The following is an 18,220-nucleotide window of genomic DNA, read 5'->3' on the forward strand; positions in this document are numbered from 1 at the left end:
GGTTTACTCGCTCATCCACTGGATGATGGCTTGGTAATCCTCGGCACTGCAGTCCATGCACAAACCACGCGGCGGCATCGCCTTGAAACCCTGGGTCACGTGTTGCACCAGCGTCTCCATACCTTTCGCCAACCTCGGCGTCCAAGCTTCCTGATCGCCTTTGCGGGGCGCCATGGGGAGTTGGCCGGAATGACAGGCACCACAAACACGGTTGTACACAGCTTCCGGATCCTGTGTAGCCTGAGCGCTGTAAAGCGGTATCAGGACACCGGCAGCTAGCAGCCATTTCGTCATAAAACGACCTTTTCAGGGTTGAGAGCGTTCTGCGTTCTAATGCGCAATCAAGGTCTATCGCTCCCGTGAACTTCATCCTGCGTTGGGACAAAGCGCACACAAAATCTGCGGCATTATATACTGGCGTCACTGAAACGGAAGCGACACTGCTTGCCGGACCCATTCCTGGCGCCGCCCACATCGGAAATCCCATGCAACTCAAGAATCCCATCCTCGGTCTGTGCCAACAGTCCACCTTCATGCTCAGCGCCGCCAAAGTCGACCAATGTCCGGATGACGAAGGCTTCGAAGTCGCCTTCGCCGGGCGTTCCAACGCCGGCAAGTCGAGTGCACTTAACACCCTGACCCACGCCAGCCTGGCGCGCACCTCGAAAACCCCGGGGCGCACACAGCTGTTGAACTTCTTCAAGCTAGACGATGAACGCCGTCTGGTCGACCTGCCGGGCTACGGTTATGCAAAAGTACCGATCCCGCTCAAGCAACACTGGCAGCGTCACCTGGAAGCCTATCTGGGCGGTCGCGAGAGTTTGAAAGGTCTGATTCTGATGATGGATATCCGTCATCCAATGACCGACTTCGACTTGTTGATGCTCGATTGGGCCGTGGCCGCGGGCATGCCGATGCACATTTTGCTGACCAAGGCCGACAAGCTGACCTACGGCGCTGCCAAGAACACGCTGCTCAAGGTGCAGTCGGAAATCCGCAAGGGCTGGGGCGATCTGGTGACGATCCAGCTCTTCTCGGCGCCAAAACGCATGGGCCTGGAAGAAGCCTACACGGTATTGGCAGGCTGGATGGAGCTGGCGGACAAGGGTTCCGAGATCGAGGCTCAGTAAGCGTCGAATACTGCCTGGCGCGCGCTCAGGCAGTTTTCTGCGGGCAAAAAAAACCCCGGACTTCTTATGGGGAGGGGGAAGTTCCGGGGTTCAAGTTCTAGACCGCTAGGGCGGGGTCCAGATATCTGCCAACACTTAACACAACATAGGAGCATCGAAGGGCTTCACCAGCCATTCAGTATCTCTGAGTGGCATTTCTCCAGATTAGTTCAGATTTTTTTCAAATGCCTTTGGAATAACCCCAAGCATTTTCCGGACTAAGCGCCCTTCGACCCTTCTGCCGCGGCACTATGCCGCGGCAGAAGGGCTCTATTTCAATCGGCTCAGTGAGCCTCATCCCAGTTATTGCCTACGCCAACTTCCACCAGCAGCGGAACATTGAGCTGCGCGGCGCCGCTCATGTGCACACGAATTTCGTTGCTGACCTGGTCGACCAGGTCTTCACGCACCTCAAGAACCAATTCATCGTGCACCTGCAAAATGACCTTGGCATCGAGGCCAGACGAAGCCAACCATTCATCTACCGCCACCATGGCTTTCTTGATGATGTCTGCCGCCGTGCCTTGCATCGGTGCGTTGATCGCCGTGCGCTCTGCAGCGGCGCGTTCTTGCGGCTTGTTGGAGTTGATCTCGGGCAGGTACAAGCGTCGCCCGAAGAAAGTCTCTACAAACCCTTGCTCCGCCGCCTGCGCGCGGGTGCGGTCCATGTATTGGCGAACACCCGGGTAGCGGGCGAAGTAAGTGTCGATATACGCCTTGGCTGTCTTGGTATCGACACCAATGTCCTTGCCGAGTTTCTGCGCTCCCATACCGTAGATCAGGCCGAAGTTGATCGCCTTGGCGCTGCGGCGCTGATCGGAGGTCACTTCTGTCAATTCGACCTTGAAAACCTCGGCGGCCGTGGCGGTGTGCACGTCCAGGTTGTGGCGGAAGGCGTTCATCAGGCCTTCGTCCCCGGAAAGGTGGGCCATGATCCGCAACTCGATCTGCGAATAGTCCGCCGCCAGCAATTTGTAGCCGGTCGGGGCCACGAAAGCTTGGCGAATGCGCCGCCCCTCGGCGGTGCGCACCGGGATGTTCTGCAGGTTCGGATCGCTGGAAGACAGACGACCGGTGGACGCCACAGCCTGGTGATACGACGTGTGAATCCGGCCGGTGCGCGGGTTGATCTGCTCCGGAAGGCGGTCGGTGTAGGTGCTTTTCAGCTTGCTCATGGAACGGTATTCCATCAGCACTTTTGGCAACCGGTAGTCATCCTCGGCCAGCTTGGCGAGCACTTCTTCAGCGGTGGATGGCTGGCCCTTGGCGGTCTTCTTCAGCACCGGCAGGCCGAGTTTCTCGTAGAGAATCACACCCAGTTGTTTCGGTGAGCCCAGGTTGAACGCTTCGCCGGCGATCTCGAAGGCTTCGCGCTCCAGCGCGACCATCTTGTCGCCCAACTCGATGCTCTGCACGCCCAGCAGGGCGGCATCGACAAACGCGCCTTGGCGTTCGATGCGCGCCAACACCGGCACCAGAGGCATTTCGATGTCGGTCAGCACACGGGCGAGGCTCGGGATCGTGTTGAGCTTTTCGAAAAGTGCCTGATGCAGACGCAAAGTAATGTCTGCGTCTTCGGCGGCATACGGGCCGGCCTGTTCCAGGGCAATCTGGTCGAACGTCAGCTGTTTCGCGCCCTTGCCTGCGATGTCCTGGAAACTCACGGTGGTGTGGCCCAGGTACTTCAGCGCCAGGCTGTCCATGTCATGGCGGGTCGCCGTGGAGTTGAGCACGTAGGATTCGAGCATGGTGTCGAACGCGATGCCACGCACGGTGATGCCGTTCGCTTGATCGCCGCCGATGGCGCAGTTGGCCAGGATGTTCATGTCGAACTTGGCGTGCTGGCCGACCTTGAGTTTGTTCGGGTCTTCGAGAATCGGCTTGAGCGCACGCAAAACAGTGTCGCGATCCAGTTGCTCGGGTACACCGATGTAGGAATGGGTCAGTGGAATGTAGGCCGCTTCGTTGGTCTGCACTGCAAACGACAGGCCCACCAGTTGCGCCTGTTGAGCGTCGATGCCGGTGGTTTCGGTGTCGAAGGCGAACAATTTGGCGTTGTTCAGTTTTTCCAGCCAGACATCGAAGCGCGCCTGATCAAGGATGGTTTCGTAAGCTGCTTCTACAGCGGCGGCCGGTGTTTCGGCTTCGGGTGCGCTGAACAGGTCCGCAGCCGGCGCAGGCTCGGCGGCACTGCTCAGCTCAAGGCGTTTGGCGTCGCGATCGAGGTCGTTCAGCCAGCTCTTGAATTCCAGCAGGCTGTACAGCTCGTAAAGTTTCGCCGGGTCTTCCGCGCCCATTTTCAGGTCGTCCAGGCCGATATCCAGCGGCACGTCGACTTTGATAGTCGCCAGCTGGTAGGACAGGAATGCCATTTCCTTGTGCTCTTCGAGCTTGGCCGGCAGGGTCTTGGCACCGCGAATCGGCAGCGTCGGCACGATATCGAGCTGCGCGTAGAGCTCGTTCAGACCGCCATTCACGCCCACCAGCAGGCCGGAAGCGGTCTTCGGACCAATACCCGGAACGCCCGGGATGTTGTCGGACGAATCGCCCATGAGCGCCAGATAATCGATGATCTGCTCGGGAGCGACGCCGAATTTCTCCTTCACGCCCTCCACGTCCATGCTGCTACCGCTCATGGTATTGACCAAGGTAATGTGGCCATCGACCAGTTGCGCCATGTCCTTGTCGCCGGTGGAGATGATCACCGGACGGTCAGCCGCGGCGCTGCTGCGGGCCAGGGTGCCAATCACGTCATCGGCCTCGACGCCTTCGACGCACAACAGCGGGAAGCCCAGGGCGATCACGCTCTGGTGCAGCGGCTCGATCTGCACGCGCATGTCATCGGGCATGCTCGGACGGTTGGCCTTGTATTCGGCGTACATGTCATCGCGAAAAGTCCCACCCTTGGCGTCGAACACCACGGCGAACGGACTGTCCGGGTACTGCTTGCGCAGACTCTTGAGCATGTTCAACACGCCCTTGACCGCACCGGTCGGCAGGCCTTTGGATGTGGTCAGCGGTGGCAGTGCGTGAAAGGCGCGGTACAGGTAAGAAGAACCGTCCACCAGGACGAGGGGGGCTTGGCTCATGAGCAGGATCAACCTTTTCGGCGGGTCCGGCGCTAGAATAGCGGGACCATTGACGACAAAGGGACAAGGTTATCATGCGCACACTAAATCGCCTGTTGCTGGCTGGCTTGTTTGCAATCACACCCATAACCGTCATGGCGGCGGACGATGCACCCTCGCCGGAACCGGATGTAACCATTCGCACGGAAGGCGACAACACGATCAAGGAATACCGCCAGAATGGCTTCCTGTATGCCATTCAGGTAACGCCGAAGGGCGGAAAACCGTACTTTCTGGTGCGCGCCGATGGATCGGACGGTAATTTTATCCGCTCGGATCAGCCCGATATGCTGATTCCGTCGTGGAAGATCTTCGAGTGGAAGTAGTTTCTTAATTTCAATCGGCGTTGGCTCAATAGCGGCGCCCGTACTGGCAGCTTAAACATGTCTGTGTTCACCCCCCTGGCTCGGCCCGAGCTGGAAGCTTTTCTCGCCCCTTATGGCCTCGGCCGCCTGCTTGATTTCCAGGGGATTGCCGCCGGTAGCGAAAACACCAATTTCTTCATCAGCCTCGAGCAAGGTGAATTCGTCCTGACCCTGATCGAGCGCGGCCCGGTCCAGGAGATGCCGTTCTTCATCGAGTTGCTCGACGTGTTGCACGAGGCCGACCTGCCGGTGCCTTACGCGATCCGCACCACCGATGGCGTGGCGCTGCGCGAACTGGCCGGCAAGCCTGCGCTGTTGCAACCGCGCCTGGCCGGCAAGCACATCAAGCAGGCCAACGCGCAGCATTGCGCGCAAGTGGGCGAGTTGCTCGCGCATCTGCACCTGGCCACCCAGGCGGGAAGCATGATCAAGCGCAAGACCGATCGTGGCCTGGACTGGATGCTGGAGGAGGGCACGCAGTTCCTGTCGCACGTGAATGCCGAGCAGAAGGCGTTGTTGCAGCGGGCGCTGGAAGAAATCACCCAGCAGAAAGAGAAAATTCTGGCGCTGCCTCGCGCCAACATCCACGCGGACTTGTTCCGCGATAACGCGATGTTCGAAGGCACGCACCTGACCGGACTGATCGATTTCTATAACGCCTGTTCGGGCCCGATGCTCTACGACGTGGCTATTGCCTTGAACGACTGGTGTTCCGATGTCGACGGTTTGATCGACGGAGCGCGAGCGCGGGCCTTGTTGGGCGCTTATGCGGCGCTGCGTCCGTTTACCGCCGCTGAGGCCGAGTTGTGGCCGACCTTGTTGCGGGTGGCGTGCGTGCGGTTCTGGTTGTCGCGCTTGATCGCGGCCGAGTCATTCGCCGGGCAGGACGTGTTGATTCACGATCCGATGGAGTTTCAATTGCGCCTGGCTCAGCGGCAGAACGTCAGCACGTCGTTGCCGTTCGCCCTTTAAGCTGTGGCGTGGGAGCTTGCTCCCTCGCCACAGGGTTATCGCATTGATTAAAGCGACTCCAGGCACCCTGCCAAATCATTCCCCAATTTCTCCAGCACCTGCTCATACCCCTGAGCAGTCGCCGGGGTGTACCCGCCCAGCGCATCCAGCTCCGCCAGTTTCACCGGCAGACCCGCCACCAGGGTTTCCGCCAGACGCGGGCGCAGTGGCGGCTCGCTGAACACACAAGTCTTGCCGACTTCCTGCAACCGCGCACGCATCGCCGCTACGTGCTGGGCGCCAGGTTGTACCTCCGCCGCGACGCTGAATACGCCCGTATGCTTGAGGCCGTAGGCGTCCTCGAAGTAGTCGAAAGCCTCGTGGAACACGAAGTAAGGTTTGCCTTCAATGCCTGCCAGGCGTTTTTTCAGGCGAGCGTCGAGAGCATCCAGACGCTCATCGAACGCCTTGAGGTTGCTCTGGTAGCGTGCTGCGTTGGCAGGATCGGCAGCGCTGAGGTCAGCAGCCATTTTCGTGGCGATGACCCGGGCGTTGATCGGTGACAACCACAAATGCGCGTCCAGGCTGCCCGGGCGATGATCGTGGTCATGCTCGTCAGCTTCTTCGGCGTGGGAGTGGTTATCTTCGGCGAAATGGCGCAGTTTCAACCCCGGCAGATCCTGAACGGCAACACTGGGCAACGTACGACCATTGAGCACGCGCGGCAGGAACCCTTCCATGCCCGGACCGATCCAGTACAGCAGGTCGACCGACTGCACCTTCCGTACGTCGGAAGGGCGCAAGGCGTAGTTATGTGGCGAAGCACCTGGCGGCAGCAACACCTCCGGAATCGCCACGCCGTCCTGCACGGCGGCGGCGATCAGTTGCAGCGGCTTGATGCTGGTGAGGACTTTAACCTCGGCTTGCGCTGAACCGATCAGCAGAAAACTTGCGATAAATGCGACGAAGATAGAAAAAAGTCGGGACACGATGACCACTCGAAGAGGCGAGAACGGGTAACATAATAACGTCTCTCACAAAACTCGTCGCCGCTCATGCCTAAAACACCGATTGCCAGCCGTCCCCACGACCACTCTCATTGCGTGCACAGCGCTCTGTCTGAGGCCGATGCCTTGTGCGCACGTCAGGGTTTGCGCCTGACCGCGTTGCGCCGGCGGGTGCTGGAGCTGGTGTGGCAAAGCCACAAGCCATTGGGCGCCTACGACATTCTCGCAGTGCTCAGCGAGCAGGACGGTCGCCGTGCTGCGCCGCCAACCGTGTACCGCGCGCTGGATTTCCTGCTGGAAAACGGCCTCGTGCACCGTATCTCTTCCCTCAACGCCTTCATCGGCTGCAATCACCCGGAGCACGCCCACCAGGGCCAGTTCCTGATTTGCCGCGAATGCCACGCCGCCATTGAGCTCGAACAGAAATCCATCAGCGACGCGATTGTCGCCAGCGCCCAGGATGTGGGGTTTGTCGTTGAAGGCCAGACCGTCGAAGTGATCGGTCTCTGCTCGGGTTGCCAGGGGGCTTGATGAGCAACGCGCTGATCCGTCTCGAACAGGTTGCCGTTACGTTTGCCGGGCAGCCGGTGCTGGACAGCATCGAGCTGAGCGTCGAGCCGGGGCAGATCGTCACCCTGATCGGCCCTAACGGCGCGGGCAAGACCACGTTGGTGCGTGCCGTGCTCGGGTTGTTGAAACCCGACAGCGGCAGCGTCTGGCGCAAGCCGAAACTGCGGGTCGGCTACATGCCGCAAAAACTGCATGTCGATCCGACCCTGCCGCTGTCGGTGTTGCGCTTCTTGCGCCTGGTGCCGGGCGTGGACCGTGCAATGGCCTTGGCCGCGCTCAAGGAAGTTGGCGCCGAACAGGTGATCGACAGCCCGGTGCAAAGTGTTTCCGGTGGTGAAATGCAGCGCGTACTGCTGGCTCGCGCTTTGTTGCGCGAACCGGAATTGCTGGTGCTTGACGAGCCGGTGCAAGGCGTCGATGTGGCCGGCCAGGCTGAGCTCTACAGCCTGATCACCCGCCTGCGTGACCGTCACGGCTGCGGGGTGTTGATGGTTTCCCACGACCTGCATCTGGTGATGAGCACCACCGACCAAGTGGTGTGCCTCAATCGCCACGTCTGCTGCTCAGGCCACCCTGAACAAGTCAGTGGCGACCCGGCTTTTGTCGAGCTTTTCGGAAAAAACGCACAGAGCCTGGCGATTTATCACCACCACCACGACCACGCCCACGATCTGCATGGCTCGGTGGTCAAGGCGCCCGCGTCGGGCCATAACCATGTTCACGGAGATAGCTGCAAGCATGGCTGATTTTCTGCTCTACGCCCTGCTTGCAGGTCTGGCTCTGGCAGTCGTCGCGGGCCCGTTGGGGTCTTTCGTGGTCTGGCGGCGCATGGCTTATTTCGGCGACACCCTGTCCCACGCGGCGTTGCTGGGGGTGGCGCTGGGTTTCCTGCTGGATGTCAGCCCGGCCGTCGCGGTGACTGTAGGTTGCTTGCTGTTGGCGGTGTTGCTGGTGACATTGCAACAGCGCCAGCCACTGGCGTCCGACACGCTTTTGGGAATTCTCGCACCGAGTACTCTCTCTCTGGGGCTGGTGGTACTAAGCTTCATGCACGAAGTGCGGATCGACCTGATGGCCTATCTGTTCGGCGACTTGCTGGCGATCAGCCCGACCGATCTGGCCTGGATTCTCGGCGGCAGCGCGGCCGTGCTGGCCCTGCTGGTGGCCTTGTGGCGGCCATTGCTGGCGATTACGGTGCATGAGGAACTGGCCAGGGTCGAAGGTCTGCCCGTGGCGGGTTTGCGCATGGCGCTGATGTTGCTGATCGCCGTGGTGATTGCCGTGGCGATGAAAATCGTCGGCGTATTGCTGATTACTTCGTTGCTGATCATTCCGGCGGCTGCGGCGCAACGTCACGCCCGTTCACCGGAACAGATGGCACTGGGCGCGAGCCTGCTGGGCATACTCGCCGTGTGTGGCGGGCTGGCGCTGTCCTGGTTCAAGGACACCCCGGCCGGACCGTCTATTGTTGTGACGGCCGCCGCACTGTTTCTGCTGAGTTTTGTTCTGCCCCGTCGAGGGGTGTAGACTTGCTCGTTTTTTGCGCAAATAGAGAGTCGCAGGAATGAAGTCGTTCGCCTCCCGTTATCTGCTCCTTGTCGCATTTTCTTTGCTGCTCGGCGCTTGCCAAAGCACGCCACCGGCGGCCCCCGAGGTCCCGGATGCGCGGGCCACGGCCATTGCACAGCTTGAGCAAAGCCTGGCCAGCAGCGAGCTGGCCACCGCCGAAGGTCAATTGGCTGCGTTGCAGGCCGAGTCCCCCAACGACCAGTCCCTTGAGCAATACCAGCGGCAACTGGCCGAAGCCTACTTGTTGCGTAGCCAGATCGTGCTGCAAAAAGGTGACGTGAATGCTGCTGCTACGGCCTTGGCCCGCGCCCGCGCACTGATGCCCAAGGCACCGGCATTGACCGGAGGCGTCAACGGCCCTATCGCAGAAGCCCGCAAGGCTGAACTGGAGAAAGCCGAAGCAGCGCTGAAAGCTGCGGAAGCCATGCCAAAAGCCAAAGTCATCGACCCGACGGCTGAAAGCACCACGGTGGCACTGAACATCAACGATTTGGGTAAACTACGTCGCCAACTGGATGCCATCGCCGCCGATGTAGTGAATTATCAGTGTGATGTGACCGTTCAGGCACCGCGTACCGATGACTACCCGTGGCTGGCCAATTTGCTGACCAAGCGGGTGAAGAAACTCGATTCGCAGTTTGATCTGAACATCGAAAAGCAGATTCTGCGCAGCGTGCCGGCGCAGATGGTTCTCAGGCCGCGCAAACCCTGAAAAAGATCGCAGCCTGCCGCAGGCTGCGATCTTTTGCTTTTTAAGCTGGAATCGCCTTGGCCTTTGGCTCCCGATCCCAAACCCGATGCTGCCCGATCGCCGCAAAAAACGCCTTGAACAACTTGGCATCCGCACCCACGATCAACCCCGCATCCGCCTCCAGTTTCAACACATCCAGCAACTGCTTCGCCTCACCATGCAGGGCAATCGCCTTCAAATGCTTGTAGGCCTCCAGCACGTAATGAAGCGCCACGCCATCACCACTCAACGCCTTGATCGACGCCGCGCCACCGGGCACAAAAACGGCGTCGAACGCCACTGAAGGCATACCTTCCATGGAGGCATCCACTGGCAGCGCCTTGCCGTCGGCGGTTTTCACGGGTGCCGAGGTCGGCCCCAACAGCTTGGCGTGAGCGCCTTCGGCTTCCAGCGCTTTTTTCATTGCATCAATCGCGGCGCCGTCCACACCATCGGCTGCAAGGATCGCGACTTTGCGGGTTTTGATGTCAGCAGGCAGCAAATTGGCCTGGCTCAAGGCCGGCGAGCGCTCCAGAGATATTTTCGGCACATCGACCGTCCCCGCCTTCGGCGCAGGCAACCCAAGGTTCTGCGCCACGCGCTTGGCCAGTTCCAGATCGATATTGGCGAGGATTTCATTGACCTGCCGGGCACGGATGAACTCACGCTCGACCTTGCCCAGCTCAAAGCTGTAGGCCGAAATGATGTGTTCCTGTTCATGCTTGCTCATGCTGTGGAAAAACAGCCGTGCCTGGGAGAAATGGTCGCCGAACGATTCGCTGCGCTGACGGATCTTGTTGGCGTCGATGCGCTCCGGATAGCTCTCGAAACCGCCGTCCTGTGCGGCGGGCGGCGTTTCTTTCGGCCAGCCGCCATCAATGGAATTCGGTTCGTAGGCTGCACGGCCCTTATCGATGGTGGTGCGATGCAGCGCATCCCGTTGGCCGTTGTGAAACGGTGCTACCGGACGGTTGATCGGGATTTCATGAAAGTTCGGCCCGCCGAGTCGGCTGATCTGCGTATCGGTGTAGGAAAAAAGCCGACCTTGCAGCAATGGATCGTTAGAGAAATCAATGCCCGGCACGATATGCCCCGGGCAGAAAGCGACCTGCTCGGTTTCGGCAAAGAAGTTGTCCGGATTGCGGTTGAGCGTCATTTTGCCCAGCGGCGTGATCGGTACCAGTTCTTCCGGGATCAGCTTGGTCGGGTCGAGGATGTCGAAATCGAAGGCGTGTTCGTTTTCCTCCTCGATCACCTGTACGCCAAGTTCCCATTGCGGGTAGTCCCCCATCTCGATGGCTTCCCAGAGATCTCGACGGTGGTAGTCAGTGTCTTTCCCGGCGAGTTTCTGCGCCTCGTCCCATACCAGCGAACAAGTCCCGGCCGTGGGGCGCCAATGGAATTTGACGAAGCGCGATTTCCCTTCGGCATTGATCAGGCGGAAGGTATGCACACCGAAGCCCTGCATGCTGCGCAGGCTTTTCGGGATGGCCCGGTCGGACATGGCCCAGATCACCATGTGGGCCGATTCCGGAACCAGGCTGACAAAGTCCCAAAACGTATCGTGGGCCGAGCCGCCGGTGGGGATTTCGTTGTGCGGTTCTGGTTTGACCGCGTGGACGAAGTCCGGAAACTTGACGGCGTCCTGAATGAAAAACACCGGCATGTTATTGCCCACCAGGTCGAAGTTGCCTTCATCGGTGAAGAACTTCACGGCGAAACCTCGTACATCGCGCACGGTATCGCCTGACCCGCGAGGACCCTGCACGGTAGAAAAGCGCACGAATACCGGTGTTTTCTGGCCAGGATCCTGTAGGAAACCAGCTTTGGTCAGTACGGAGTGGTTCTCGTAGGCCTGGAAGAAACCATGAGCGCCGGTACCTCGGGCATGCACGATGCGCTCGGGAATCCGTTCATGGTCAAAATGCGTGATTTTTTCACGCATGATGAAATCTTCCAGCAACGAAGGACCGCGGGCCCCGGCTTTCAGGGTGTTTTGATTGTCCGCCACCTTCACGCCTTGATTAGTGCGCAAGGCCTGGCCGGTGGCGTCGGAGCGGAAATTTTCCAGGCTGTCGAGTTTGGTGCTGGTATTGCTGCGGTCCAGGGTGTCGGTCCCGGCCATCGCGCTCTTGGGGGCGGCAGGCTTCTTGGTACTCATCAGGCATCTCTCCTCAGGCATTTTCGGGGTGCCTAAGTAGTGACTAGTGCTGTTTTTAGCCGTTCCTTTTATCTGACCTTTGATCGCGTTATTGCCAAATCGCTGGATGAATGCGAAATAAATGCTAAGAACCTCTATACGGACAGGCTAAAATGCGCGCCCGGCTAACCGCTGACCCTTTTCCAACGCGCCCCACAAGGTTCGCTACGTGATCGAGTTTCAAAACGTCCATAAAACCTACCGCGTCGCCGGTAAGGATATCCCCGCCCTGCATCCGACCAGTCTGACGATTGAGAACGGTCAGGTCTTCGGCCTGATCGGCCATTCCGGTGCGGGAAAAAGTACCCTGCTGCGTCTGATCAATCGCCTGGAAAACGCCAGTGGCGGCAAGATCTTTGTCGATGGCGAAGAAATCACGGCGCTGGACGCCAACGGCCTGCGCCGTTTCCGTCAACAGGTCGGGATGATCTTCCAGCACTTCAACCTGCTGGCATCCAAGACTGTGGCCGACAACGTCGCCCTGCCGCTGACGCTGGCCGGTGAGCTGTCGCGTAGCGAAATCGACCAGCGTGTGGCTGAGTTGCTGGCGCGGGTCGGTCTGTCCGATCACGCCAGGAAATACCCGGCGCAGTTGTCCGGTGGCCAGAAGCAGCGTGTGGGCATTGCCCGCGCCTTGGCGACCAAACCAAAAATCCTGCTGTGCGATGAAGCCACCAGCGCCCTGGACCCGCAGACCACTGCGTCGGTCCTGCAATTGCTGGCCGAGATCAATCGCGAACTGAAGCTGACCATCGTGCTGATTACCCATGAGATGGATGTGATCCGCCGGGTCTGCGATCAGGTCGGAGTCATGGACGCGGGCGTGATCGTCGAGCAAGGCTCGGTGGCCGAGGTGTTCCTGCATCCAAAACACCCGACTACCAAGCGTTTCGTGCAAGAAGACGAGCAGATCGACGAAAGCGAACAGCGTGACGACTTCGCTCACGTGCCGGGTCGCATTGTGCGTCTGACCTTCCAGGGCGAAGCGACCTACGCGCCGCTGCTGGGTACCGTCGCCCGCGAAACGGGTGTGGACTACAGCATCCTCGCCGGTCGCATCGATCGCATCAAAGACATCCCTTACGGGCAACTGACCCTGGCCGTGACGGGCGGTGACATGGAAGCGGCCTTTGCCCGCTTCACCGCAGCCGACGTCCACATGGAGGTGCTGCGCTAATGGAAGCCCTGACAAGTTTCTTCGCCAATATCGACTGGTTCGAAATCTGGCTGGCCACCGGCGACACCCTGCTGATGCTTGGCGGTTCGTTGTTGTTCACCGTACTGTTCGGCCTGCCGCTGGGTGTGTTGCTGTTCCTCTGCAGCCCGCGTCAGTTGCTCGAAGCCAAAGGCGTCTACGCGATGCTGTCGTTGGTGGTGAACATCCTGCGTTCGCTGCCGTTCATTATTCTGTTGATCGTGATGATCCCGTTCACGGTGCTGATCACCGGCACCTCGCTCGGTGTTGCCGGCGCGATCCCGCCGCTGGTAGTGGGCGCCACGCCGTTCTTCGCGCGACTGGTGGAAACCGCCCTGCGTGAAGTCGATCGCGGCATCATCGAAGCGACACAGGCCATGGGCGCGACCACGCGGCAGATCATCACCAACGCCTTGCTGCCGGAAGCCCGTCCGGGCATCTACGCTGCGATTACGGTGACAGCCATCACACTGGTGTCCTACACCGCCATGGCCGGTGTGGTCGGCGCGGGTGGCTTGGGTGACCTTGCGATCCGTTTCGGCTACCAGCGTTTCCAGACTGACGTGATGGTCGTCACGGTGGTGCTGCTGCTGGTACTGGTTCAAATACTGCAAACCGTCGGCGACAAACTGGTCGTCCACTTTTCCCGTAAGTAAGACTTGAGCCGGCCATTCGCTGGCAGGCGCCAAACGGGCGCCTCACATGGAGTTAGCTGAATGAAAAAACTACTCGTCGCGTTCGCTGCCGTTGCAGCGTTTTCCGCCCACGCTGCCGACACCCTGACGGTCGCGGCGACGCCGGTCCCGCACGCAGAAATCCTTGAATTCGTGAAGCCAGTGCTGGCCAAAGAAGGCGTGGACCTGAAAGTGAAAGTCTTCACCGACTACATCCAGCCGAACGTGCAGGTAGCGGAAAAACGCCTGGACGCCAACTTCTTCCAGCACCAGCCGTACCTCGATGAATTCAACAAGGCCAAAGGCACCAACCTGGTGTCGGTAGCCGGCGTGCACCTGGAGCCGCTGGGCGTTTACTCCAGCAAGTACAAAAAACTCGATGAGCTGCCAAGCACCGCCACCGTTGTTATCCCGAACGACGCCACCAACGGCGGTCGTGCGCTGTTGCTGCTGGCCAAGGCTGGCGTGATCCAGTTGAAGGATGCGAGCAACATCCTGTCGACCGTCAAGGACATCACCGCCAACCCGAAGAACCTCAAGTTCCGTGAACTGGAAGCCGCCACCATCCCGCGCGTGCTGACCCAGGTCGACCTGGCCTTGATCAACACCAACTACGCGCTGGAAGCCAAACTCGATCCGGCCAAGGACGCACTGGTCATCGAAGGCAGCGACTCGCCATACGTGAACATCCTCGTTGCCCGCCCGGACGACAAAGACAGCGAAGCGATGAAAAAACTGGTGGCTGCACTGCACAGCCCGGAAGTGAAAGCATTCATTATTGAGAAGTACAAAGGCGCGGTCGTGCCGGCGTTCTGATCCGAAGCACGCGCTACGAAAAAGGGGACGCTACAGGCGTCCCCTTTTTCGTTTCCGATCTGCCGTAGCCTGCCTTACAAGTCTGAAAAGCTGTAGGGCTGAAGCTCGGCGATTTGGGACAGCAGGGTGAGATGTTCCACCGCCTTTACTTTCTCAAGATGATCCAGAGTATCCGGACCGCCGAGCATCAGCGCTGGAACGAAGCCGTACATCTCGTCGTGGCGTAGGGGGCCGAGTTTTTTCTTTGTTGGTATGAACAGGTCGCCGTAATCGTTGGAGTCCACATTTCTGGAAAGCAGAAAAGCCTGCAGTTCTCTGTCCATATCGTCATTAATGATTTCGAGATTTTTGACTACCACACGAGAAAGTACGCTGGTGATCTTAAGCGAAAATCCGGTTTTCTCGCCCCAGAGATACAAGTCGCCAAAGGCGCTCCGAGCAATCAGATGGTATGTGTCAACCTCTTCAAAACGAGTTCCTTCAATCCAAGATGCCACCACACCCTCGTATTCTTGTGGATTAACGATCCAGAAAATACCGCCGCCATAACCGCACCAACCGTGTTCCGCCCAGTATTCAAGCAACTGATTAGGCAGCTTGCCTTTGTAGTGTTCAATACTAGACGTCGGTACTTCTCGCCGATCAATGGGTCCACCAAACGTATCCAAAAAAATGGAAAAAAATTCGTCCATTCAAAATCCCTTGAATTTCACCCAGCCGAGTAAATTGCGTGTCTAACCTTTACAGGTCCGAAAAACTGTATGGCTGAAGCTCGGCGATTTGGGACAGCAGGGTGAGATGTTCCACCGCCTTCACTTTTTCAAGATGATCAAGGGTATCCGGGCCTCCGAACATTAGGGCTGGAACGAAGCCGTACATTTCATCATGACGCAGGGGGCCGAGCTTTTTCATTGCTGGTTTAAAAAAGTCGCCATAATTGTTGTATCTAACTTCCGTGGAAAGAAGAAAGTTTTGCAACTCTTTATTAAACTGTTCCCCTGAAAAAATCGAGGTATGGGTTGTATATCGTGAAAGGCAACTTGTGATTGTGAGCGAAGCACCCGTTTTTTCACCCCAAAGATGCATGTGACCAAAGGCACTGCGTGCGATGAGATAATAATTATCCAGCGCTTCAAATTTAGTTCCTTCGATCCAAGATGCTACAACCCCCTCATACTCCTGCGGGTTCACGAGCCAGAAAACTCCCTCACCATAGCCGCACCACCCGTGCTCGGCCCAGTACTCCAGCAATTGAGTGGGCAGCTTGCCTTGGTAGCGATCGATGCTGGAAAGCGGCACTTCCCGCCGATCGATTGCCCCACCGAATTTCTCTAAAAATCTGGAAAAAACTTTGTCCATTCAGTACCACCTTAGTCCTTGGACGACTCCTATCGTCTACAGATCCGAAAAACTGTAGGGCTGGAGTTCAGCGATTTGGGACAGCAGGGTTAAATGTTCCACCGCCTTTACTTTCTCAAGATGATCGAGGGTATCCGGGCCGCCGAACATCAGCGCTGGAACGAAGCCGTACATCTCGTCGTGTCGCAGGGGGCCGAGTTTTTTCTTTGCTGGTATGAAGAGGTCGCCATAATCATTTGTTTCCACATCCATGGTTAACAAAAAATCTTGGAGTTCTCGATCCATTTGTTCATTTGAAATTTCACAGTTGTCAAAAACAAATCGAGAAAGGATGCTAGTTATTTTAAGCGAAGTTCCAGTTTTCTCGCCCCATAGGTACAAATCACCAAAAGCACTACGAGCAATCAGATGATAATTGTCCTTTTCTTTTAGTTTTGTGTCTTCAATCCAGGATGCCACCACTCCTTCATATTCCTGAGGATTGACGATCCAGAAAATCCCGTCGCCGTACCCAGACCAACCATATTCTGACCAATATTCCAATAACTGATTGGGCAGCTTGCCTCTGTAACGCTCAATACTTGACGTGGGGACTTCCTGCCGATCAACAGGCCCGCCAACTTTCTCTATAAACCTAGCAAATACTTTGTCCATGAAGACTTCCTTTAATTAACACTTATGTAATTGCACATTAAGAAATGTTGACACTCGCATCGAATGGGGTACGTTCTCAGCAGCAGCTTTCAAATTTGCGATTTTTGGCCTCCACTGAGGACCGATGCTTGAATTTACTTGTCGATCACCAAAGTCCGCAATGATGTCCTTACCACCAGCCCTCAAATCAGGATTATGTAAGCCTGCGAGGTTTGACATCGTTTCCTTGGCCATTTTGATTGCAGCATCTTCTGCATCAAGCGGATCCAGGTGTTGATAATCGTTTTGAAATCGTTTGATTAACGTATTTTCTAGATCCTTTCGTGATCGTCTAGCAGCCGCCGGACTCCGCTTCACCGGATTAGCAATATTCTCCAAATACTCATCAATCGTCAGCCGATTCAGCCCGTCTTCCTGCCCCTTCAACTGACGTTCGAATTCTCCGATTTTAGACGCTGGCAGCTTGTCCGCTTTGAAGCATTCGACTTTATGAAGCGGCATCGCGTTCGGCTTGTCACGGGGCGGGTTTTTGTCTTTGCCCGGTGGGTGATTCGGCGGTGGTGCAGGGTCCTGATGGCTGAGAGCACCCCGGCGCGGTGCTGAGGTTTGCAGGTCGGGGCGTTTTTTCAGGGCGTCTTCGTGCTTGAGCATCCATTCGCCTAACCGCGCGCCTTTGGGGCTGGCGCGCATCTCCTGGGCAAGGACGCCTGCATTGCCTCGACCACGGGTGAGGTAAGCCACGATGGCGCCCAGCAGCAGGACCACAACCTCGACATGGCCACGTGCAATCTCTTGGGCGGCGCTGTATCGGGCAGTGGAATCATCCGGCCTGAACGGGTCTAAACCGCCCTCACTGCGTGGGCCGTTCCACGCGATGTGGATGCCACGCCAGTAGTAGTCGCCAATGCGTGGCAAGCCGTCGGTGAAGAACTCGGCAATGGACGTCAGGCCCAGAATTCCCAATATCCACGTGCTGACTTGCAAGCCCATCGCAGCGCCAGCCGCACCCATGGGGATGGCGCCTGCTCCACCGAGAAATGCACCGGTCCCTGCGCCGATGGCTCCGCCGATCAATACACTGCCGGCAACGATCATTGCCATTTGAGCGACGACTTCGATCAGCTCGTTAAGGACGCTGGCGATATCGATGTCAGCGAAGCGTTGTCTCAATAAGCGAGCCGCTTCCCACTCAGCCTCGATGAAGGCAGACCTGACGCAATTGACCCGACGGATATTGAGCGAGACGGAGGGCGCGGGTTCGTTGAAGTGAGTGCGATACCGGGCGCCTCCCTGGTAACCCATCTCTCGAGTGATGCGGTTTTCTATCTCGTGCCACGTGGGCACCCTGTGCCATAAAAACATCAATTGTCTCCCTGACAATTCGCTCCTTGCAGGACTCATCAAGTTGTACTTGTGCAAAGTGCCGAGGCACAGGGGGGCCGCATGACTCAAAAGATCAAATCGGACGCGTCCTACACGCGTTGCGGAAACAGGGAAGTTAACTGTGTTGGGTTTTGTGCTCCCAACTGTGTGCCGGGCGCCGAAGTGAGTGCGGTACCGAGCGCAGCCCTGACATTTCTCCCGTTCGTGAACGACTCGTCCCATTGCTATTGCTGGAATACGCTTACAACGTATTGCGCAAGTTATTGCGCAGAGGCGAGGTGTTTTTAGGCCGTTCCGTGCGGTTCTTTGTTGCCCTACATCGCCGCCGGATCAGTCGCACAAATTTGAAGATCCTTCCTACATACGTTGATACCGACGCCAGATAGATTTCGATTCCTCGAGTGGATGTTTTTTTGCTTAGAAGGGAGTCGAGCGCATCTTGTCCAGACA

18 protein-coding genes are annotated in these 18,220 nt (G+C 57.8%); 10 read left to right on the forward strand and 8 right to left on the reverse strand.

Annotation, left to right across the window (positions count from 1 at the left end; translation table 11 throughout):
- Positions 1–3: 3 nt before the first annotated feature.
- Positions 4–294 carry a c-type cytochrome gene (locus tag M5G20_RS27765; RefSeq protein ID WP_046818664.1) on the reverse strand — a complete coding sequence of 97 codons (291 nt, stop codon included), beginning with the start codon at positions 292–294 and terminating at the stop codon, positions 4–6.
- Positions 295–485: 191 nt separating this feature from the next.
- On the opposite strand from M5G20_RS27765, the gene yihA reads away from it, so the two are divergent.
- Positions 486–1,130: a ribosome biogenesis GTP-binding protein YihA/YsxC gene (yihA, locus tag M5G20_RS27770; protein ID WP_273921819.1), complete on the forward strand. Its 645-nt coding sequence runs from the start codon at positions 486–488 to the stop codon at positions 1,128–1,130.
- 323 nt (positions 1,131–1,453) lie between these two features.
- On the opposite strand, the gene polA is transcribed toward yihA, so the two are convergent.
- The gene (gene polA, locus M5G20_RS27775; RefSeq protein ID WP_273921820.1) at positions 1,454–4,258 is read right to left on the reverse strand and encodes a DNA polymerase I; all 2,805 of its coding nucleotides are present in this window, start codon (positions 4,256–4,258) and stop codon (positions 1,454–1,456) included.
- Between the two features lie 74 nt (positions 4,259–4,332).
- On the opposite strand from polA, the gene M5G20_RS27780 reads away from it, so the two are divergent.
- Positions 4,333–4,623, forward strand: coding sequence for a DUF2782 domain-containing protein (locus tag M5G20_RS27780; RefSeq protein ID WP_150733986.1), 291 nt, complete (start codon positions 4,333–4,335; stop codon positions 4,621–4,623).
- 57 nt (positions 4,624–4,680) lie between these two features.
- Positions 4,681–5,634 (forward strand): homoserine kinase, encoded by a 954-nt coding sequence (locus tag M5G20_RS27785; RefSeq protein ID WP_273921821.1) that lies wholly within the window; start codon positions 4,681–4,683, stop codon positions 5,632–5,634.
- Between the two features lie 47 nt (positions 5,635–5,681).
- Here M5G20_RS27785 and M5G20_RS27790 read toward each other — a convergent pair whose 3' ends face one another.
- The gene (locus M5G20_RS27790) at positions 5,682–6,602 is read right to left on the reverse strand and encodes a zinc ABC transporter substrate-binding protein (protein ID WP_273921822.1); all 921 of its coding nucleotides are present in this window, start codon (positions 6,600–6,602) and stop codon (positions 5,682–5,684) included.
- A gap of 66 nt (positions 6,603–6,668) precedes the next feature.
- Between M5G20_RS27790 and zur the strand changes: the two genes are divergently transcribed.
- The 4 genes from zur to M5G20_RS27810 are packed head-to-tail and all read left to right on the forward strand — an operon-like array spanning position 6,669 to position 9,471.
- Positions 6,669–7,151 (forward strand): zinc uptake transcriptional repressor Zur, encoded by a 483-nt coding sequence (zur, locus tag M5G20_RS27795; RefSeq protein ID WP_273921823.1) that lies wholly within the window; start codon positions 6,669–6,671, stop codon positions 7,149–7,151.
- On the forward strand, positions 7,151–7,936 hold the full coding sequence (gene znuC / locus M5G20_RS27800; protein ID WP_273921824.1) for a zinc ABC transporter ATP-binding protein ZnuC: 786 nt from the start codon (positions 7,151–7,153) through the stop codon (positions 7,934–7,936). Before zur ends, znuC begins: the two co-directional genes overlap by 1 nt.
- Positions 7,929–8,717: a zinc ABC transporter permease subunit ZnuB gene (gene znuB, locus M5G20_RS27805; protein WP_150733989.1), complete on the forward strand. Its 789-nt coding sequence runs from the start codon at positions 7,929–7,931 to the stop codon at positions 8,715–8,717. Before znuC ends, znuB begins: the two co-directional genes overlap by 8 nt.
- A gap of 37 nt (positions 8,718–8,754) precedes the next feature.
- Positions 8,755–9,471, forward strand: coding sequence for a PA5502 family lipoprotein (locus M5G20_RS27810; protein ID WP_273921825.1), 717 nt, complete (start codon positions 8,755–8,757; stop codon positions 9,469–9,471).
- Positions 9,472–9,511: 40 nt separating this feature from the next.
- On the opposite strand, the gene katE is transcribed toward M5G20_RS27810, so the two are convergent.
- Positions 9,512–11,671: a catalase HPII gene (gene katE, locus M5G20_RS27815; protein ID WP_273921826.1), complete on the reverse strand. Its 2,160-nt coding sequence runs from the start codon at positions 11,669–11,671 to the stop codon at positions 9,512–9,514.
- 187 nt (positions 11,672–11,858) lie between these two features.
- Here katE and M5G20_RS27820 point away from each other — a divergent pair, with 187 nt between their 5' ends.
- Genes M5G20_RS27820 through M5G20_RS27830 form a run of 3 tightly spaced genes read left to right on the forward strand, consistent with a single transcriptional unit; the run spans position 11,859 to position 14,374 of the window.
- Positions 11,859–12,866, forward strand: a complete 1,008-nt coding sequence (locus M5G20_RS27820; protein ID WP_273921827.1) for a methionine ABC transporter ATP-binding protein — start codon at positions 11,859–11,861, stop codon at positions 12,864–12,866.
- Entirely contained in the window at positions 12,866–13,540 is a 675-nt protein-coding gene (locus M5G20_RS27825) for a methionine ABC transporter permease (protein WP_273921828.1), read from the forward strand. Before M5G20_RS27820 ends, M5G20_RS27825 begins: the two co-directional genes overlap by 1 nt.
- Before the next feature lie 60 nt (positions 13,541–13,600).
- Positions 13,601–14,374 carry a MetQ/NlpA family ABC transporter substrate-binding protein gene (locus M5G20_RS27830; RefSeq protein WP_273921829.1) on the forward strand — a complete coding sequence of 258 codons (774 nt, stop codon included), beginning with the start codon at positions 13,601–13,603 and terminating at the stop codon, positions 14,372–14,374.
- 74 nt (positions 14,375–14,448) lie between these two features.
- On the opposite strand, the gene M5G20_RS27835 is transcribed toward M5G20_RS27830, so the two are convergent.
- From M5G20_RS27835 to M5G20_RS27850, 4 genes are read right to left on the reverse strand one after another with little or no spacing between them, the layout of a single operon-like run.
- Positions 14,449–15,066, reverse strand: a complete 618-nt coding sequence (locus tag M5G20_RS27835) for a GAD-like domain-containing protein (RefSeq protein ID WP_273921830.1) — start codon at positions 15,064–15,066, stop codon at positions 14,449–14,451.
- A gap of 49 nt (positions 15,067–15,115) precedes the next feature.
- Positions 15,116–15,733 carry a GAD-like domain-containing protein gene (locus M5G20_RS27840; protein WP_273921831.1) on the reverse strand — a complete coding sequence of 206 codons (618 nt, stop codon included), beginning with the start codon at positions 15,731–15,733 and terminating at the stop codon, positions 15,116–15,118.
- A 36-nt stretch (positions 15,734–15,769) separates the two neighbouring features.
- Entirely contained in the window at positions 15,770–16,387 is a 618-nt protein-coding gene (locus tag M5G20_RS27845) for a GAD-like domain-containing protein (RefSeq protein WP_273921832.1), read from the reverse strand.
- A 15-nt stretch (positions 16,388–16,402) separates the two neighbouring features.
- Positions 16,403–17,749, reverse strand: coding sequence for a DUF6861 domain-containing protein (locus M5G20_RS27850; protein WP_273921833.1), 1,347 nt, complete (start codon positions 17,747–17,749; stop codon positions 16,403–16,405).
- Positions 17,750–18,220 lie beyond the last annotated feature (471 nt).

The organism is Pseudomonas sp. TNT2022 ID1044 (genome assembly GCF_028656895.1).
GTDB lineage: Bacteria > Pseudomonadota > Gammaproteobacteria > Pseudomonadales > Pseudomonadaceae > Aquipseudomonas > Aquipseudomonas reinekei.

Bases quoted from the DNA above. Each gene is read 5' to 3' on its own strand.
- M5G20_RS27765 (WP_046818664.1), bottom strand. From the start codon at position 294: ATGACGAAATGGCTGCTAGCTGCCGGTGTCCTGATACCGCTTTACAGC.
- yihA (WP_273921819.1), top strand. From the start codon at position 486: ATGCAACTCAAGAATCCCATCCTCGGTCTGTGCCAACAGTCCACCTTC.
- polA (WP_273921820.1), bottom strand. From the start codon at position 4,258: ATGAGCCAAGCCCCCCTCGTCCTGGTGGACGGTTCTTCTTACCTGTAC.
- M5G20_RS27780 (WP_150733986.1), top strand. From the start codon at position 4,333: ATGCGCACACTAAATCGCCTGTTGCTGGCTGGCTTGTTTGCAATCACA.
- M5G20_RS27785 (WP_273921821.1), top strand. From the start codon at position 4,681: ATGTCTGTGTTCACCCCCCTGGCTCGGCCCGAGCTGGAAGCTTTTCTC.
- zur (WP_273921823.1), top strand. From the start codon at position 6,669: ATGCCTAAAACACCGATTGCCAGCCGTCCCCACGACCACTCTCATTGC.
- znuC (WP_273921824.1), top strand. From the start codon at position 7,151: ATGAGCAACGCGCTGATCCGTCTCGAACAGGTTGCCGTTACGTTTGCC.
- znuB (WP_150733989.1), top strand. From the start codon at position 7,929: ATGGCTGATTTTCTGCTCTACGCCCTGCTTGCAGGTCTGGCTCTGGCA.
- M5G20_RS27810 (WP_273921825.1), top strand. From the start codon at position 8,755: ATGAAGTCGTTCGCCTCCCGTTATCTGCTCCTTGTCGCATTTTCTTTG.
- katE (WP_273921826.1), bottom strand. From the start codon at position 11,671: ATGCCTGAGGAGAGATGCCTGATGAGTACCAAGAAGCCTGCCGCCCCC.
- M5G20_RS27825 (WP_273921828.1), top strand. From the start codon at position 12,866: ATGGAAGCCCTGACAAGTTTCTTCGCCAATATCGACTGGTTCGAAATC.
- M5G20_RS27830 (WP_273921829.1), top strand. From the start codon at position 13,601: ATGAAAAAACTACTCGTCGCGTTCGCTGCCGTTGCAGCGTTTTCCGCC.
- M5G20_RS27835 (WP_273921830.1), bottom strand. From the start codon at position 15,066: ATGGACGAATTTTTTTCCATTTTTTTGGATACGTTTGGTGGACCCATT.
- M5G20_RS27840 (WP_273921831.1), bottom strand. From the start codon at position 15,733: ATGGACAAAGTTTTTTCCAGATTTTTAGAGAAATTCGGTGGGGCAATC.
- M5G20_RS27845 (WP_273921832.1), bottom strand. From the start codon at position 16,387: ATGGACAAAGTATTTGCTAGGTTTATAGAGAAAGTTGGCGGGCCTGTT.
- M5G20_RS27850 (WP_273921833.1), bottom strand. From the start codon at position 17,749: ATGTTTTTATGGCACAGGGTGCCCACGTGGCACGAGATAGAAAACCGC.